Source organism: Streptomyces pyxinae, assembly GCF_024756275.1.
GTDB lineage: Bacteria > Actinomycetota > Actinomycetes > Streptomycetales > Streptomycetaceae > Streptomyces > Streptomyces pyxinae.
Map to the genome: position 1 here is coordinate 42,743 of NZ_JANUGQ010000024.1, position 17,531 is coordinate 60,273.

A 17,531-nucleotide genomic window follows, 5' to 3' on the forward strand; every position below is an offset into this window, starting at 1 on the left:
CCCGACTGTGGACAACTCCGCCACCCGGACGGGTTCACCGCATCGGATGGAACGGCCTCCGCAGGCCCGGCCCCGTCCCGGGCGCGCGGCCCGTGCCGACCGCCGTGCGGCCCCGGGCCCCGGCCACCGTGGCGTACTGCTCGCGTACCTCGCGGTACCGCATCAGCTCGCCCGCCACCGGATCCAGCACCATGGCGCGCCCGCAGGCACCGGCCGCCTCCCGCAGCCGCCGCTCGGTCTCCTGCCCGTACCGGCGCGCCGGGCCCCGGGCCGCGACCGCGCAGGCCCACTCCACCAGCGGCCCGCCCACGATGCCGGCCAGCATGATGAACACCGGGGGCAGCAGCGCCGGTTCGAGCACTCCAGCGACCTGACCGGCCAGCCACAGCGCGCCATAGAGCTGGAGCAGGGTCATCGACGCCTGGGCCAGCACCGCCGCCGGCCACCAGGCGGGCCGCAGCGGACGCGCCTTGGCCCGGCGCCGCCCCGCCCCTGCACCCTTCCCGGAGGCCGTCCCCGTCCCTTTTCCGGAGCCCTTCCCACCGCGCGCGCCGGAATTCTGGCCCGGGCCCGCGACGGAGCCCCGACCGGAGCCCCTCCGCCGCCCGGGGAGCAGCCCTCGCCCGGCGTCCTCCGCGTCCCGTGCGTCCCGTGCGTCCCGCTCGCGCCGCCTGCCTCCCCGGCCCCCCTTGCCGCCTTTGCCGCCCTTGCTCGCCTTACCCCTCTTGCCGCCCCGGCTCTCCTTGACGGGCCCCCGGTCCCGCCGGCCGTCCGCCCGTCCGCCCCGCTCCGGCCGTCCGTCCTCCTCGGGCGCGGCCTCCGGGGCGGTCGCCAGCCGGTCCAGGGCCTCCGGCAGCCCGTGCGCGCCCCGGACCGCCGCCTCGCGGACGGCCTGGGCCCAGGGGGCGGGCAGTCCGTGCGCGGCCTCGTCGGCGACGATCCGCACCGCCTGCTCGACCCGCTGCCGGGCCGTCAGTTCGTCCTCGGCCGGGGCGGGCGGACGCGGGGCCGCCGTGGCGCCGGGGGTACGCATCCGCTCGTACCAGCGCCACAGCCGCAGCCATGGCGTCCCGCAGGCCCGGTTGGCGTTCCGCCGCCACTCCCGCTCGGCGGCCTCGCCGGCGGCCGTGGCGCCGACCGCGACGGCCAGCCGGGCGGCGAAGTCGGCGCGGGCCCGCTCGTCCAGGCCCGGGTGGCCGTCGGCGACGTACACCGGGCGGAGCCGGGCCGCGGCCGCGTCCACATCGGCCGACAGCCGGCGGGCGGCGGCGGTCCTGGACTGCACGAACGTCCCGAGCAGATCCTTGAGTTCGGCCACCCCCTCGCCCGTGAGGGCGGAGACGGCGAGGACCGTGGCGCCGGGCTCCCCGTGCTCGCCCAGCGCCATGCCGTCCTCGTCCAGCAGCCGCCGCAGGTCGTCCAGGACCTGGAGGGCGGCGTCCCCGGGCAGCCGGTCGATCTGGTTCAGCACCACGAAGGTCACCTCGGCGTGACCGGCCAGCGGGCGGAGGTAGCGCTCGTGCAGCGCGGCGTCCGCGTACTTCTCCGGGTCCACCACCCAGATCACCGCGTCCACCAGGGCCAGCACCCGGTCGACCTGGTCCCGGTGGCTGGTCACCGCCGAGTCGTGGTCCGGCAGGTCCACCAGGACCAGGCCCTGGAGCGCCTCGTCGCCCGCGCCGCCGGCCAGCGGCAGCCGGCGCAGCCGGCCGGGGATGGCGAGGCGGTCGAGCAGTCCGGCGGCCCCCTCGGACCAGACGCAGGCGATCGGGGCGGCGGTGGTGGGGCGGCGCAGCCCGGTCTCCGAGACGGGCACCCCGGCCAGCGCGTTGATCAGGGACGACTTGCCGCTGCCGGTGGCGCCGGCGATGGCGACCACGGTGTGCCGAGCGGAGAGCCGCTGCCGGGCCGCCGCCTCGTCCAGCACCCGTCCCGCCTCGTCGAGCGTGGCCGCGTCGAGCCGGGCGGTCGAGAGGCCGAGCAGCTCGCGCAGGGCGTCCAGCCGGTGGCGCAACCCGCCCCCGTAGGAGCCGCCGATCGGCACATGGGGTTCCTCAAGCGGCCCGACCAGATCCGGAAGGGGCGGTTCCATGCCCACCCGACGGGCGATCAGGCCGTCGTCCCAGCGTCCCTCCACGGTGCTCACCCGGGTCACCTCTCCTTCTGCAGTACGGACAGCGCGGCGATCAGTTCGGCCTGGGGGTCGGGGGCGATGTCCAGCCTCTGGAGAGGGGCGAGGCGGCGCTGCCGCTCCTCCCGCAGGATCCGGTCCAGATAGCCGGCGACCAGCTCGGTGCCCCGGTCCCGCAGCCGCAGCGCGCTCTGGGCGCCGAGCAGTTCGGCGAGCCGCTCCCCCGCGCTCCGGGTGCGGCGCCCGCCGAGCAGCGCGGCCGCGAGCAGGGCCGCCACCGTGTCGGTGTCGGGTGCCGGGGTGCGCTCGGTGCGGTGCGTCTCGTCGTCGGCCAGCTCCTCCAGGACCCGCCGCCAGCGCCGTACGGCCATCCCGATCCGCTCGGCGGACTCCGGGTCGGGGCCGCTCGGCAGCCCGTCGCGGACCCCGCCGGCCGCCGGTTCGCGCAGCCAGACCTCCCGGACCCGTTCGTCGGCGGCGGCGACCGCGCACTGGAGCAGGGCGGCCAGCGACTCCGCGAGGGCGTCCAGCAGTTCGCTCGCCGTGCAGTCGCGGGGCCAGCAGCGCCAGCGGGTGCGCGCGTCGCCCGCGAGGACCGCGCCGCGCCGCAGTTCCTGGCGGACCCGGTCGCCCTCGGCGGCGTACGCCTGGTCGACGGCGCCGGTGAGCCGGACGGCGGCGGCGTACTGCGCGGCGACGGCGGAGGCCAGGCCGGGCAGCCGGGCGCCGAGCGAGTCGATGACGCCGCGCGCGGTGCGGGAGACGGCCTGCTGCCGGGCGGCCGGATCCTGCGCCCGGTGCGCCAGCCAGGTGCGCAGCGCGACCACGGCGGAGTCGGGCAGCAGCCCGCTGCCGCCGCCCGCCGACTCGGGCAGCTCCGGGACGGTGAAGCGGGGTACGGCGCCGAGCCCGGCCCGCACCAGCAGCGCCTCGTACTGCCGGGAGACCTCGGTGAGCACCTGGTGCGGCACCCGGTCGAGCACGGTGACCAGCGTGGCGTCGTACTCCTTGGCGGTACGGAGCAGATGCCAGGGCACCGCGTCGGCGTACCGGGACGCGGTGGTGACCATCACCCAGACGTCGGCCGCGCAGATCAGTTCGGCGGCCAGGTCGCGGCTGTCCACCACGAGGGAGTCGATGTCGGGCGCGTCGAGCAGCGCGAGCCCGCGCGGCAGGGTGTCGGCGGTCTCGACGCGCAGCGTCCGTTCCCAGGCCCCGGGGGCCGGGTCCTCGGGGGCCTCGGCCGGCCGGACCCGGGTGAGCTGGGGCAGCACCCGCATGTCCGCGAACCAGGGGTGGTCCTCGGGGTGGCAGACCAGGACCGGGGTCCGGGTGGTGGGCCGCAGCACCCCGGCCTCGCTGACCCGCCTGCCGACAAGGGAGTTGACCAGCGTGGACTTCCCGGCTCCGGTGGAGCCGCCGACGACGACGAGCAGCGGCGCCTCGGGGTCCTTGAGCCGGGGCACCAGATAGTTGTCGAGCTGGGCGAGCAGTTCGGCCCGGGTCTGCCGCGCGCGCGGCGCGCCGGGCAAGGGGAGGGGCAGACGCACGGCGGCGACACGGTCGCGCAGGGCGGAGAGTGCGTCGATGAGCTGAGGCCGTACGTCCAAGGTCACCACATGCGAAGAATGCCCAAATTTCTTATTTTTTTGAAGCGTATGGACGTCTCTGCGCGCCGATATCCCCTCATGCGCGCAGAACGGGCGCCGAGGACAGGGGAGCCGGCCGGGACGAGACGGCCCCGGGCATAACGAGTGCACAACACCCGGCCCGGGAGAGGCGAAAAGCGCTGCATAAATCGCACCTGCCTGCGATTATCGTTCCGCTTCACCGAACCTCCACATCGTGCCACGGAGGTGAAGCGACCGGGCCAAGGCGAGCGGAGCCCTATCCTTGACCCCGGCGATGTCACGGCCCCCCACCGGGCCGCCCGGCCCCACCGGCCACCACCGGCCCCCGTAGCTCAGTGGATAGAGCAGGCGCCTTCTAAGCGCTTGGCCGCAGGTTCGAGTCCTGCCGGGGGCGCACAGGCCAGGACCCTCCTTCGGGAGGGTCTTTCCGCTTGCCGAGGACGATTTCCGGCCGGCGGCCACCGAGGGGGCCGCGGACGGCTCGAACCGCCCGGCCGAAAGCGGCGGCCGCCGGCGGTCGTCAGGCCCGCGCCCGGGCCGGCGCGACCGCACCGGCCCCCGGCCGCCGCATGCGTGAGTCGCGGCGCCACCGCGGGCCGGCAGGGTCTCGACACCGCGCGCCGAGCCGTGGCATGCCGGGGCGCCGCGGACGTGATCATCGGTCGGACGCGCGAAGCAGCGCCGGCGCTGGGCTCGTGGATTCCGGCCGTGCCGCCGTCCACCAGGGGCCGGGTGGGCACCGGAGGCACCCGCAGGCCCAGACGGCCCGGAACGACCTGCCGACCCGTGGCCGGACCGGCACGGCCACGGGGAGCGCGCGGAGGGCGTGAGGCTGCTCGTAGTCCGCCGGGGGGGGCGAGCAGGGCGTCGGTGAGCAGCCGCCCGCACATGTCCCGCGAACGCCTCGCGCACCGGGTGTGGGCCAAGCGCCACCTTCGCGCGCCGCAGGCGAGCGCGACGACGGGGGCACCGTCATTCCGGCAAACACGGAGCCCGACCATCGGTCAGCACACCGGAAAGGCCGCCAGGATCGTCTCGCGGCGGGCCTCGGGAGCGTCGCGGCCGTGCCGGTGTCGGTCGGACTGGACGCGACGACGTTCACGGTGATGCCACGGCCCTCGGCTCCCGGGCCGGCGACCGGGCCGCCTCGGACGCGGTGCGGTGGGCCTGCCCGGCCCTCCCGGAGAGGGCGACTGGAAGGGCGGCCTGACGACGCGGCACCACCAGGCCCGCGGCATGCCACGCGCGGCGCGCGACAGGGTCGCCCCTCCCTCCCGGGTGCCCGGGCGGCGCCGACTCCCGCTGCGCACCGCACCTTCGCGAACGTCCCCCATCCGCGCGAGGAGGAGACGCCGCACGCCCGGGTCCATCGATGTATGTGGTACCGGCTCCTCCGGTGGGCGGAGGCCGACCGTCCCGCCCCGGGCCTAGCCTGACCAGCGTTTGGCGAACCGGCCCGACACATCCGCACCGAGTTCGAGGAGATCGATCACCGTGGCTCCCCCCGCCAAGCACTTCGCCGAAGGCGCTGCCGCGTTCGCCATCGGGCTCGCCCTCCGCCTCTGCGCCGCGGATGTCCACATCCCCGTCTTCACACTCACGAAGGTGGGTGTGGTGCTGATGGCCATCGGCGGCGCAGAAATCCTCTACGGCGTGTACCGGACGGTGAGCGCCCGGAACGGAAGGGCCGGCCCCTGAACGGGGCTGCCGCGCCGGCCGCGCATGTGACGAGCCATTGACTCACACGGCCGGCGCGCCGAACTCCCCAGGATCACGCCCCGGACTGGGTGGGGCACATGGCGGAAGGCCACGTCGACACAGTGAAATGGCCCTCTGGCGCCCCAAGCCCTTCACGCTCCTCGGCCGCGTGCCCGGGTAACCCCGCGAGGACACGCGCCCATCGCCACCCCCCTCCGCCGCCGCCGTGCGCCCGCGCCCTCACCCGTGCCTCCGGCGGGTGGCGGCGGCCGGCGAGAACGGGGCCCGGGGGTGACGGAGGCGGCGGTCGCGGTTCAGGCTCCGTGGACGGTCAGGACGTAGCCCTCGGGACCGGCGAAGGAGAACACCGGGCCGAAGGGGCTGTCGGTGATCGGGGTGAGGATCTCGACACCAGCCTCGGTCAGCCGCCCGTGCAGGGCCTGGGCGTCGGGGGTGGAGAACCACAGGGCGACGCCGAGGCCGGGGCGGCCGGCGTCGAGGTCGGTGCCGGGCAGCGGCTCGCGCACCGCGAAGGGGCAGGGCCTGGTGTCGAAGACGATCGCTCCGGGCGGGCTCGCGGGGGCGCGCTTCAGACCGAGGTGCCGCTCGAAGAACTCGGCGGCGGCCGCCACCTCGCGGACCTGCAGGGCTATGAAGTCGGGGCCGTCGATGCCAGCGGACATGGGTGTCCTCCTCAGTTCAATGTCAGAACCTTGACATATTCGACAGTAGGCGGGCGCCCTGATAGATGTCAAAGAATGGACATGCACGAGGTTCCGCGCGCGGAACCGCCCCACCCCGCCCAGGACGTCTTCGAGCACGTGGGCTACCGGCTCAAGCAGGCACACGCCGCCCTGCGCGGCGCCATGGACGCGGTACTGCGCGAACACGCCCTGACCGTGCCGCAGTACTCCTGCCTGGAAGTCCTCGCGGCCCGCCCCGGGCTGTCGAACGCGGAACTCGCGCGCGCCACCTTCGTCACCCGCCAGTCCATGAACGTCGTTCTGCGCGGGCTCCAGAGCGCGGGGCTGCTCAGCCGCCCCGACACGGTCGCCACCGGCCGTGCCCGCCCCACGACCCTCACCGACGAGGGCCGCCGCCGTCTGCGCGCCGCCCAGAGAGACGTGTACGCCGTCGAGGCCCGTATGGTGTCCGCCCTCCCCGCCGGCCGGCTGGAAGCACTCCTGACGGACCTCGGCCGCGTCACGCGGGCCCTGCACGACGACCACCCCGACCACGCCGGTGCTCTCGGCGAGCCCGGGACCTGATCACCGCCCGCCCCGCCGGTTCGCCCGTGCGCGCGGGGGCCCGGCCGCCCTCCGGCGCGGCGCACCACCCGGTGGAGGTCCGGGGCGGGCCGGCTCTCGTCCGGGACCACGCCCGGACGAGAGGTGACTCGTGTACATGATGCTGTGCCGGCCGCTGCGGCTACGGCCAGGCGGTCAGGGCGAGGACGACGTTGTGGCCGCCGAAGCCGAAGGAGTGGCTGACGGCGGTGCGTACGTCCTGGCGGCGTGGCTGTTTGGTGACGCAGTCGATGTCGAATGCGGGCGCCGGGGCCTGGAGGTTGGCGATGGGCGGGACGCGCCGGTGCTGGATCGTCAGCACGGTGAGGGCGGCCTCGATGGCGCCGGCCGCCCCGAGGGTGTGCCCGAGGACTCCCTTGGGGCCGGTGACGCTGGGGCGGTGCGGCAGGACGCGGGCGATGAGCCCGGCCTCGGTGGCGTCGTTGAGCGGAGTGGAGGTGCCGTGGGCGTTGACGTGGTCGACGTCGTACGGCGAGAGCCCGGCCTCGGCCAGCGCCGCCCGCAGCGCCGCCTCCGCCCCCTGCGCCCCTTCCGGCGGGGAGGTGGGGTGGAAGGCGTCGGAGGTGCTGCCGCAGCCGGCGAGCAGGGCGCGGGGCCGGGCGCCGCGCGCGGTGGCGTCGGCGACGCGTTCCAGGACGAGCACCCCGGCGCCTTCGGCCATCACGAAGCCGTCCCGGTCGGCGGCGAAGGGCCGCGACGCCCCGCCGATGTCGTCGGCCCGCTCGGACAGTGCGCCCATCCGCCAGAAGCCGACGGTGCTCAGCCGGCCGAGGGCCGCCTCGGCTCCCCCGGTCACCGCGATGTCGCAGAGATCGGCGGCGAGCAGGTCGCGGGCCACGGCGATCGCGGTGGCCCCGGAGGCGCAGGCGCTGGCGGGCGTCAGACTCACCCCGCGGGCGCCCAGGTCGATGGAGACCCCGCCCGACACCAGGTTCGGGATGATCAGGGGGATGAGGAGCGGTGAGACCATGTCCGGGCCGCGCTCCTGGAGCCGCGCCTGCTGCTCCTCCCACTTCTCCCCCCCGCCCATGCCGCAGCCGATGATCGTGGCCACCCGGGCCCCGTCCCAGGACTTCGGGTCCAGCCCCGCGTCGCGTACGGCTTCCCGGGCGGCGAGGACCGCGAACTTCTCGGCCCGGCCCATGCGCCAGGACTTGCGCCCGACGCGGCGGTCCACCTCCTCCTCCGGGACCGGGACCCGGCAGGAGAAGTCCACCGGCAGACCGGCGAGCCGGGGGTCCGGAGCGGCCTGCGAGCGCCCGGCGCAGACCGTCGCCCACGTGGTCTCGGCGCTGTCGCCGGCCGGGGTGAACAGACCGAGCCCGGTGACGGCCACCGGTGACGTGGCCCGAGCCATCAGGACGCCACCGCGGCGGTGCGCAGCCGGTCCAGGTGGTCGGTGATCTCGGCGAGGGTGGTGGTCCGGACGGCGTGCTCGCTGTCGATCTTCACACCGAGCCGCTCCTCCAGGATCAGTGCGAACTCCGCCAGCGCGAGGGAGTCCAGCTCCAGCTGTTCCAGGGTGGCGTCCGGGGTCACCTCGTCCTCGGGGACGCGAAAATCGGTGATCAGGGCGGTACGGATGGTGGCGTAGGTGTCGGCGGCGTGCATGAACGGGCCTTTCCTCGGTTCTTGCGGTGCGGTGAGCTCTTCCGTGTCACATACGGTGGCTCCCCGGTCTTGCGGTGCGGTGGCTCCCCGGTACTCGGTGCGCGGTGGCTTCCCGGTACTCGGTGCTCGGTGGCTCCCCGGTACTCAGTGCTCGGTGGCTCCGCGGTCCTTGCGGCGCGGTGCGCCCGTCGGGCGGCGGTGGGGGGACGCGTACGGTGTGCCGGGCGGGGTCGGTCAGAGCGGCGGGCCGGCGGGTACGGAGTCCGGGTCCCACTCCAGGAGCAGCATTCCTGCGGAGGCGCCGCCGGCGAGACCGAAGAGGGCGACCAGGTCGCCGGGGCGGAGCCGGCCGAGACGGCGGGCCTCGGCGAGCTGAAGCGGCAGGGCGGCCGTGGCGACATCGCCGTACCGGGGGAAGACCGGCACCACCTTGTCCTGCTCCACGCCGAGCGCGTCGAGGGTGGTGCGGGTGAACGGGACGGACGGCTGGTGGACGCAGACGAGATCGAGGTCCCCGGACTTGTGCCCCAGGGCGTGCAGGGCGTCGAGCCCGTGCCGCTCCATGCCGGCGAACGAGTCGGCCAGGGCCTGGGAGTCGAACCGGACGGCGCGCGCGGTGCCACCGAGGTCGAGGGAGATGTAGGGGTTGACGGCCGTAACGGACCGCCAGCCGGCGGAGTTGGCGACGAAACTCCCGCCGAGCAGACCGGGCCGGCCGGACTCCTCGACCAGCAGGGCGGCACCGAGGTCTCCGCGGGTGAAGACGGGCATCATCAGGGCGAGTTCGTCGCGGTCCCGCACCGGAAGCCGGGAGAGCAGGCTGCTCCGCTCCCCGGTGGTCACCAGCACGCGGCTGTAACGACCCGCACCGATGAAGGAGTTGGCGATCTCCAGGGCGTTGAGCAGCCCGTTGCAGGCGTTCTTCACATCGAAGACCGGGGCGGTGACGCCGAGTTTGTCCGCCACGACATGGGCGGTGGCCGGCTCCTCCATGTCCTCGGAGGCCGAGGCGAAGATCAGCAGATCGACGGCGCCGGGGCCCAGACCCGCCTGGTCGAGGGCGCTCCGGGCGGCCGTCGCCGCCAGGTCGGAGGGCAGGGTGCCGGCCGGTGCGACGCGGCGCTCCTCCAGGCCGTACGTCTGCCGCAGGACGCCGGGCATCAGCCGGATGCCGGGGTTGCGGCGGCGTACGTCCTCCTCGACCTCCTCGGCGGTCTGCCGGCCGGCCGGCACCTCGACGGCGACCTGGCGGACGGCGGCGCACCGGAGGGCGGGCGCGACGGCGGGCGGATGCGGGGTCACCGGGAGCGCCTCCCGGTCCGGAGGCCGGGACGGGGGAACGCGGCAGGCCGTCCGGCGGATCGCCCCCTGGATCGTCTCGGTGCCGCCGCTCGGGGCGGGCGGAGCGGACGGGCGACGGTGGGGTTCACGGGGTCTCTCCTTGGCGGTGCGCCACGGGGGCGGCCGGGGGCCGGCCTCCGGGCGGGGCGGCGGTGCGCTGCGGGGGCAGCACGCGGGGCGCGGACAGCGGCAGCAGCCGTCGCAGGGGGCGCGGCAGCCACCAGTTGAGCGGGCCGAGGAGCCGTATCAGGGTCGGCACCAGCACCATGCGGATCAGCGTGGCGTCCAGCAGCACCGCCACGGTCACCAGGAGGCCCATCTGCCGGAAGTCCTGACGATGGGTCGTCAGGAGCCCGGCGAAGACGGTCGCCATGGTGAGCGCCGCGAGGGTGATCGGGCGGGCGGTCTCGCTGAGTCCCCGCACGATGGCCGTGCCGCACTCGGCGCCCGCGCGGTGGTGGGCGGTGATGCGGTGGACGAGGAAGACCTCGTAGTCCAGGGAGAGTCCGAACACGATCGTCAGAGCGAGCACCGGGATGGCGGTGTTCACGGGTTCGCCCGTGCGGCCGGTGTACCAGGCGAGCACGCCGAAGGCCGCGGCCGTGGCGAGCCCGTTCATGAGCAGCGCCTTGACCGGGATCAGCAGGCTGCGGAACGCCACCAGCATCAGCAGGAAGCAGGCGCCGGCGCAGACCGCGGCGACCTGCCGGAGGGCGGCGCGCAGCGCGATGTCGAAGTCGTTCAGCGTGGCGGTCTGGCCGGTGACGTACAGGGGCTGTCCCGGCGGGAGCGTTCGCGCCGCCACCGACCGGACCTCGCGCAGCAGTCGGACGGAGCCGGCGCTGTCCACCGGCACCCGGTCACCGATGAGCACCAGGGTCAGGTCGGTGCCGTTGTCCAGGGCGACGGCGGTGATGATCCGCGGATCGCCCTGGAGCCAGGTGACGAGGGCGTCGGTGTCCACCGCGCCCTCGTCGGCCGGGTGCGGCAGGGCCAGCAGCGTCGCGTTGGCCAGTCCGTCCCGCTCCAGCTGGTCGAGACCGGCCCCGGCGGCGCTGTGCTCGATCGCCGTACGGTCCACGGTCAGGCCCAGCCGGAAGCCACCGATCGGGGCGATGGCGAGGGCCAGCACGACGAGGGTCGCGAGGAGGTACGGCCAGGGCCGGCGCACCAGGTGGCGCGCCCAGCGCTCCCAGCGGTCCGAGCCGGGCCGCCCTCGCCGGGCGTCCGGCCTGCCGCCCCGGATCAGCAGCCGGTCGAGCCGGGGCAGCAGGGCGGGCAGTGCGACGGCGGTCGTGGCGGTGGTCGTCACCGTGGTGAGGGCGGCGGCCAGCCCGATCGTCCGGACCAGCGCCAGCGGCACGGTGCACAGGGCCGCCGCGGCGACCACCAACGCTCCCGCGCACCACAGCACCGCGCGTCCGGCGCTCGCCCGGGCGTGTGCGGCGGCCTCCCGGGGGTCCAGCCCCCGCGCGCGGAAGTCGCGGTACCGGAGCAGAAGCAGCAGGGCGTAGTCGAGACCGAGACCGAAGCCGACCGTCGTGGAGACCGTCAGCACCACACTGTCCACCGGCACCGCCAGGGCGAGGGCACTGAGCACTCCGGAGCTGAGCAGGACGCTCATGCCGGCCGCCGCCACCACCACCAGGGCGCCCGCGACCGAGCGCAGCCCGAGCACCAGCAGCAGCACCGCGAGCGGGACGGTCACCAGCTCCAGGCGCCGCAGATCGCGCATGTCCGAGCGGTGCAGCTCGGCGAAGACCGGGGTGAGGCCGGTCATCGCGACCGAGACCCGGCCGCCCGAGGCCGCGGCCGCGGCGCGTTCGGCCGCGGCGCGCCAGCGGGGCAGAAGCCGCTGCCGGGCGTCGGTGTCGCCCTGGACGCCCACGAACGCGTAGGCGTGCCGCGGATCGATGCCGGGGGGCGCGGTGACCGGGAGCTCCTTCCCGACGCCGGGCTCGGCGGTCACCGCGGTCACCGCGGCGCCGACGGCCCCGAGATAGAGCGCGTCGCCGGAGCGCAGGGTCCGGGAGTCGAAGGCGAGGACCAGTTGCTCGGTGCCGAACTCGGGAAAGCCGCGCGCGATCAGCCCGGCCGCGTGAGCGGACGAAGTCCCCTCCGCCTCGGGGGCGATGCCTCGCAGCTGGCGGTGGCCGACGGCGATTGCCAGAGAGGCCGCCAGCACGAGGAGGGTCCACACCATCACCCAGGTCCTGCCCTTATGGGTCCGCAACCCGGCCATGGCCTCGGTCTCCTTCGCGCGGTGAGTAATCAAATGCAATAGGTAATGAAATGCAGTGAATGATCAGCGTGCAGATGAAATGATCCTTTTAGTCCACCCATCCCACAAAACCTCGCAAGAGCGCCACTCAATCGAAAAAGGGGCATACCTCTTTGATGTGCGACATAGTTGCACAGCAATCACTCCACAGGTGCGGAGGTAAGTGGGCATGTTCACACGGACGCGCCACGGCGCCCCGGACGCGGCGTCGAACCGGGCCCTGTCCTTCACCATGGGCGACTATCACGTGGCCCTCCAGACGCGCAGCTCTCCCCGGAACTCCGACTGGAACATCGCGTTCGCTCTGCGCCAGTCCGGGGCCGCGCCCGGCGCCGACGACATCCGGGCCCTGCTGGCGGGAGTGGCGGACCGGGTTCCCTCGCTCGGCTACCGGCCCGCCGGCCACGGCGGGCGGCGGTATTTCGCGCCGTGCGGAGAGCCGGTCCTCCGGGACCACGTGGAAGAGGTCCACTGTCCACCCGGGCGCACCGCCGAGGAGGCTCTGCTGTACGCGGCGGACCGGCCGTGGCCGGCGGGCAGCCCGCCGTGGAGCTTCCAGATCGTCACCGGCCATCGCGCCGACGAGCACCTGCTCATCTACCGTGTCGCCCATGTCCTCCAGGACGGGGTGGGGATCGCGAAGATGTGGCGCGCCCTGCTGGGCGGCCGCCCTCTGCCACCTCCCGCGACGCCCCGCCCCCGGGCGCCCCGCCCCCGGGCACGGGCGTTGGGCACCGCCTTGCGGATGGTGCCCGCGATGCTCGCCCCGAGCCCCAGCCGTGGCCTTCCGTACGCCCGGGGGACCGACGAGGAGTGGCAGTTCACCCCGGCCGCCCTGGACCGGTCGCTGTACGACGACATCACCCGTCGCACCGGGGCCACCACCGCGCAGATCAGCCTGGCCGTCATCTGCGGGGCACTGCGCGCCTGGCACCTGGCCGCCGGCTGCCGGACGGACCAGGGCATGCCCGCCTATCTCACCCTGGATCTGCGCGGTCCGGGAGACGACACGACCCTGGGCAGCCGGGTCGGCGCGGTTCCCCTCGTCCTGCCCTGCCAACGGCCTTCACCGACCGGGCGACTGCGCCGGATCATGGAGCAGACCGACCCGTCCCGGCTGAGCCGCATCCGCGAGGCACTGGCCATGCTCCTCGGTCTGCGCGGGCCGCTCGCCAGGCTGCTGGCCGGGGTGACGGTGTCCGCCGAGCGGCCCCGGATCACCGTGACGGTGGTGTCCACCCTGATCGATCCGGCCCTGCTGGGCGGCGGCGAGCTGCTGGTGCTGCCGCCGCGGCTGGCTCGCCACCACGCGATGTTCGCCGTCGTTCCGCAGTCCTCGGTCGTCGGGGTGCACACGGTCGTCCGCGCCTCGGTCGCCGGGACGGACCAGCTGCCCGGTCTGCTCACCGGGGCGCTGCGGGAACTGCACGCCTCGGTCGTGGCACCCGCCCCCGGCTCCGCTCCCGGCTCCGGCTCCGCTCCCGGGTCCGGCGCTGGCGCCGGCTCCGGCTCCGGCTCCGGCTCCGGCTCCGGGTCGTGGGAGGCGTGCGGCTGTGGTGATCATTCCGCTTCGCCCGGCGCCTGCGGCTCTTCGGACTCTTCCGGCTCTCCAGGTTTTTCGGGAGCCCCGGACTTTTCCGGCTGTTCGAGTTCTTCCGTCTCTTCGGTCTCTTCGAGTTCCGCCGGCGCTTCGAGTTCCGCCGGCTCTTCGGGTTTCTCGGACTCTTCCACTTCTTCCGCCACCTCGCCCGCGTCTTCTGCGTCTTCCGATTCTTCCGATTCTTCCGCTCTGTGAGGAGATCGTTTTGAGAAGTGTCGTCATCACAGGCGCCACCAGCGGCATCGGAAAGGCCGCCGCGCTCGGCCTGGCCGCGCACGGCTTCCAGGTCATCGGCACCGCCCGTACCACCGAGAAGGCCGATAAACTCACCGCGGCGGCGGCCGAGTCGGGCCACCGGGTCAGGGCCGTCCTGCTGGACGTCACCGATCCGGGCTCCTGCCAGGACGCCGTGGCGGAGATCGCCGAGCTGACCGGCGGTGGCCCGTGGGCCCTGGTGAACAACGCCGGTCTCGCGGTCGGCGGGGCCTTCGAGGACGTCTCCGAGGCCGACGCCCGGGCCGTCCTGGAGACCAATCTGCTGGGCGTCGCCCGGATGACCCGTCTGGTGCTGCCGTCCATGCGCCGCCGGGGCGAGGGCCGCATCGTGCAGATGAGCTCCGTCGCCGGGCTGATCGCCACCCCGCTCAACGGCTGGTACAGCGCGGGCAAGTACGCGCTGGAGGCGCTGACCGATGTGCTGCGCCGGGAGATCGCCGCCAGCGGGATCCGGGTGTCGCTCATCGAGCCCGGGTTCATCGACACCCCGATGCTCTCCGAGGGGATCGCGCGCCTCCCGGCGCACACCCGGTACGCGGAGGCGTACGAGGCCGCCGGCCGGCTCATCGCCCGGCGCCGCCCGCTCGGTCCCGACGCCGTCGCCCGCACGGTGCGCCGCGCCCTCACCGCCCCGAACCCGCGCCGCCGCTACTCGGTCGGCCACGAGGCGAGGATGGCCCGGCTCAGCCGGTTGCTCCCGCCCGCCACCGTGGACGTCACCATGCGTGCCTGCCTGCGGCTGAACCGGGTCTGAGCCGCCCGGTCTCCTCGACCGCTCCCCGGCGGGTGCCCCACGGCGCGCGGCGGGGACGGTCGTCGAGCTCCCCCGGGGCGTGTGGGCCCGTCCGGCCGGCGGCGCGAATTCCGGTGGCGGGCCGCGCTGTTCGTTCCCGGACCCGGTCGCGGCCTGGCACGATGGCCCCGGGGTGCCGGGCCCGTACCGGCCGGGGTGCGGCGGTGGCGACGTCCGCGGCACACCGGTGGCGGTGGTGTCCGCGGCGGGCCCGGCGGCCGGAGGTGAGCATGGGCGGGGGACCGACGAGCGGCGGACGCGCGCGCCGGGCCCCGACGCCCCGGCTGCTCATCGGCCTGGGTACGGCGGCGCTGCTCGCCGGGGCCTGCGGCTCCTGGGGGTATGCCCGGTCCGGCGCCGGTCCCGGGGACCTGGTGCGCGATCTCTCGGTGGGCTGGACGTACGCCGCCGCGGGGCTGGTGGCCCGGTACCGCCGCCCGGCCAACCGGACCGGCGACCTGCTGCTGGCGGAGGGCATCAGCTGGTTCCTGGGCAACCTCCAGGGCTTCCCGGTGCCCTGGCTGTTCGCCGTCGGCGCCTGGGGCGAGGCACTGAACATGGCCGTCCTCGCCCATCTGCTGCTGGTCTTCCCGGACGGCCGGGCCGGTACGGCCGGCGAACGGCGGCTGATGGTGGCCGGGTACGCCCTCGTCGCGGCCGGCGGTTTCGCGCGGGTGCTGCTGTACGACCCGGCGGCGGACCGTGCCACCAGCTATCTGGCCTGCCCGGAGTGCGGCCCCAACCCTCTGTTGCTGCGGCGGGATCCGGCGCTCTTCGACGCGCTGGACCTGGCCTACCGGTGGGCGGGGGTGGTGCTCACGGCGCTGGTCCTGGTGACGATGGTGCGGCGCTGGCGGCGGGCCTCCCCGGCCCGGCGCCGGGTACTGCTGCCCGCCTGGGTCGCGGTGGGGATCGCGCTGGCCTTCGTCGGCTGGGAGGTGCTCTATCTGCTGGCCCCCGAGTCCCCCGGCGCGGCCGGCGACCTGCTCACCGCGGCCTCGGACCTGAGCCAGCTGGCGGTGCCGGCGGCCTTTCTCACCGGGCTGCTGCGAATGCGGCTGCGGCGGGCCTCGGTGGGTGATCTGCTCGTGGCGGCGGGGAGCGAACCGACCCCGCACCGGCTCCAGGAGGTGCTGCGTCAGGTGCTGGGCGATCCGTCCCTGCGGCTGGGACTGCCGGCCGGCGACGGCTCGGTCACCGACCCGGAGGGCCGGCCGCTCACCGGGGGCGCCCGCGCGGTGACCCGGGTGGACGCCGGACCGGGCACCGGGGCGGTGCTGGAGCACGACAGCGCCGTCGGTGAGGACCCGGCGCTGCTGGCGGCGGCCGGCGCGGCGGTACGGTTCTGGCTGAGCGACCACCGGCTGCGGGCCGAACTCGCCGGCCAGGCCCGCCGGACGGTCCCCCGCCGGCTGCTCCAGGCCGCGTACGAGGAGCGGCGGCGGCTCGAACGGGACCTGCACGACGGGGCGCAGACCCGGCTGCTCTACACGCTGATGACCCTGCGCCGGCTCGGCACCCGGCTGCCCGGAGCGGACGATCCGGAGCTGCGGCGCACGGTGGCGGAGGCGGAGGACAGCCTGCGGCACGCGCTGGAGGAGTTGCGTGACCTGGCCCGGGGCATTCATCCGGCGGTGCTGACCCGGGCGGGACTGGAACCGGCGCTGGCCTCGCTCGCGGAACGGTCGCCGGTGCCGGTCCAGGTGGACGCCGAGCCCGGCCGGCATCCGCAACTCATCGAGACGACCGCGTACTTCGTGGTCAGCGAGGCGCTGGCCAACGCGGTGCGGCACGCCGCCGCGCGCCGGGTGGCCGTGCGGGTGCGGCACGGCGGCCGGCTGCTGGTCGTGGAGGTCGAGGACGACGGCGTCGGCGGTGCCCCCGCCCCGCCGGGACCCGGCGAGCCGGCGGAGCCCGGGGACTCCGGGGCCGCTCCCGGCACCGGGCTGCGCGGGCTGGCCGACCGGGTGGCGGCGGTGGGCGGCACCCTGCGGGTGGACAGCCCGCCGGGCGCGGGCACCCGGATACGGGCGGAGCTGCCGTGCGAGTGATCGTGGCGGAGGACTCCGCGCTGCTCCGGCAGGGTGTGGTGCGGCTGCTCCGGGACGGCGGGGTGGACGTGGTGGCCGAGACGGCGGACGCCGACGGACTGCCGGAGCTGGTGGCGGCGGAGCGGCCGGACGTGGTGCTGCTGGACATCCGGATGCCGCCCACCCACACCGACGAGGGGGTGCGCGCGGCCGGGGCGATCCGGGCCCGGTGCCCCGGCACCGGGGTGCTGTTGCTGTCGCAGTACGTGGAGACGAGCGCGGCGGTCGGGGTGATGGCGCGTGACCCGCGCGGCTTCGGCTATCTGCTCAAGGACCGGGTCGCGGACGCCGAGGAGCTGATCGACGCGCTGAAACGGGTCGCCGCCGGGGAGTCCGCCGTGGACCCGGAGATCGTCGCCCGGCTGCTGGCCCGGCGGCGCGCCGATGACACCCTGGGCCGCCTCACCCCGCGTGAGCACCAGGTGCTGGCGCTGATGGCCGAGGGCCGGTCCAATGAGGCGATCACCCGGCGACTGCGGATCAGCGGCAAGACCCTGGAGACCCATATCCGCAGTGTCTTCGGCAAGTTGGAGCTGGAGCCCGATCTGGCCGACCACCGCAGGGTGCTGGCGGTGCTCACCTATCTCCGCGGCTGAACCCCGCCGGGCGCCCGGCCACCGACGGCCCTACGCGCCGGGGCCCGGGCCGGCCGGTCCCGTGCCTCCCCGGGCACCTCGGGGCGGCAGGCGTCCAAGGCGCCGGGCCCGCCCCCGTACCGCCTCGGGGCCGTACGCGTCCGGGGCCGCCGGACCGGCCCCGCGTCCCCTCCGGA

At 75.2% G+C, this 17,531-nt stretch carries 13 protein-coding genes and 1 tRNA gene; 7 read left to right on the top strand and 7 right to left on the bottom strand.

Going from position 1 to position 17,531, the window contains the following annotated elements; all coding sequences use genetic code 11:
• Window positions 1-34: 34 nt before the first annotated feature.
• Both NX801_RS23660 and NX801_RS23665 read right to left on the bottom strand, forming a co-directional pair.
• Entirely contained in the window at window positions 35-2,092 is a 2,058-nt protein-coding gene (locus NX801_RS23660) for a GTPase (protein WP_258789945.1), read from the bottom strand.
• Between the two features lie 59 nt (window positions 2,093-2,151).
• Window positions 2,152-3,741, bottom strand: a complete 1,590-nt coding sequence (locus NX801_RS23665; RefSeq protein WP_428986212.1) for a dynamin family protein — start codon at window positions 3,739-3,741, stop codon at window positions 2,152-2,154.
• A 342-nt stretch (window positions 3,742-4,083) separates the two neighbouring features.
• Between NX801_RS23665 and NX801_RS23670 the strand changes: the two genes are divergently transcribed.
• Both NX801_RS23670 and NX801_RS23675 read left to right on the top strand, forming a co-directional pair.
• Window positions 4,084-4,156, top strand: a tRNA-Arg gene (locus NX801_RS23670).
• A gap of 1,100 nt (window positions 4,157-5,256) precedes the next feature.
• Window positions 5,257-5,460 carry a DUF5708 family protein gene (locus tag NX801_RS23675; protein WP_258789900.1) on the top strand — a complete coding sequence of 68 codons (204 nt, stop codon included), beginning with the start codon at window positions 5,257-5,259 and terminating at the stop codon, window positions 5,458-5,460.
• A gap of 314 nt (window positions 5,461-5,774) precedes the next feature.
• Here NX801_RS23675 and NX801_RS23680 read toward each other — a convergent pair whose 3' ends face one another.
• On the bottom strand, window positions 5,775-6,143 hold the full coding sequence (locus NX801_RS23680) for a VOC family protein (RefSeq protein WP_258789901.1): 369 nt from the start codon (window positions 6,141-6,143) through the stop codon (window positions 5,775-5,777).
• An 81-nt stretch (window positions 6,144-6,224) separates the two neighbouring features.
• On the opposite strand from NX801_RS23680, the gene NX801_RS23685 reads away from it, so the two are divergent.
• On the top strand, window positions 6,225-6,728 hold the full coding sequence (locus tag NX801_RS23685) for a MarR family winged helix-turn-helix transcriptional regulator (protein WP_258789902.1): 504 nt from the start codon (window positions 6,225-6,227) through the stop codon (window positions 6,726-6,728).
• A gap of 160 nt (window positions 6,729-6,888) precedes the next feature.
• On the opposite strand, the gene NX801_RS23690 is transcribed toward NX801_RS23685, so the two are convergent.
• From NX801_RS23690 to NX801_RS23705, 4 genes are all read right to left on the bottom strand, one after another.
• Entirely contained in the window at window positions 6,889-8,124 is a 1,236-nt protein-coding gene (locus tag NX801_RS23690) for a beta-ketoacyl-[acyl-carrier-protein] synthase family protein (protein ID WP_258789903.1), read from the bottom strand.
• Window positions 8,124-8,378, bottom strand: coding sequence for an acyl carrier protein (locus tag NX801_RS23695; protein WP_258789904.1), 255 nt, complete (start codon window positions 8,376-8,378; stop codon window positions 8,124-8,126). Before NX801_RS23695 ends, NX801_RS23690 begins: the two co-directional genes overlap by 1 nt.
• 234 nt (window positions 8,379-8,612) lie before the next feature.
• Window positions 8,613-9,680 (bottom strand): 3-oxoacyl-ACP synthase III family protein, encoded by a 1,068-nt coding sequence (locus NX801_RS23700; RefSeq protein ID WP_258789905.1) that lies wholly within the window; start codon window positions 9,678-9,680, stop codon window positions 8,613-8,615.
• A gap of 124 nt (window positions 9,681-9,804) precedes the next feature.
• The gene (locus tag NX801_RS23705) at window positions 9,805-11,961 is read right to left on the bottom strand and encodes an MMPL family transporter (protein WP_258789906.1); all 2,157 of its coding nucleotides are present in this window, start codon (window positions 11,959-11,961) and stop codon (window positions 9,805-9,807) included.
• A 208-nt stretch (window positions 11,962-12,169) separates the two neighbouring features.
• Between NX801_RS23705 and NX801_RS23710 the strand changes: the two genes are divergently transcribed.
• The 4 genes from NX801_RS23710 (at window position 12,170) to NX801_RS23725 (ending at window position 17,355) form a co-directional block, all read left to right on the top strand.
• Window positions 12,170-13,795 carry a WS/DGAT/MGAT family O-acyltransferase gene (locus NX801_RS23710; RefSeq protein WP_258789907.1) on the top strand — a complete coding sequence of 542 codons (1,626 nt, stop codon included), beginning with the start codon at window positions 12,170-12,172 and terminating at the stop codon, window positions 13,793-13,795.
• Between the two features lie 10 nt (window positions 13,796-13,805).
• The gene (locus NX801_RS23715) at window positions 13,806-14,630 is read left to right on the top strand and encodes an SDR family oxidoreductase (RefSeq protein ID WP_258789908.1); all 825 of its coding nucleotides are present in this window, start codon (window positions 13,806-13,808) and stop codon (window positions 14,628-14,630) included.
• A 269-nt stretch (window positions 14,631-14,899) separates the two neighbouring features.
• Window positions 14,900-16,720, top strand: a complete 1,821-nt coding sequence (locus tag NX801_RS23720) for an ATP-binding protein (protein WP_258789909.1) — start codon at window positions 14,900-14,902, stop codon at window positions 16,718-16,720.
• Window positions 16,711-17,355, top strand: a complete 645-nt coding sequence (locus tag NX801_RS23725; protein WP_309505881.1) for a response regulator transcription factor — start codon at window positions 16,711-16,713, stop codon at window positions 17,353-17,355. The genes NX801_RS23720 and NX801_RS23725 overlap by 10 nt, the downstream gene beginning before the upstream one ends.
• Window positions 17,356-17,531: the final 176 nt, after the last annotated feature.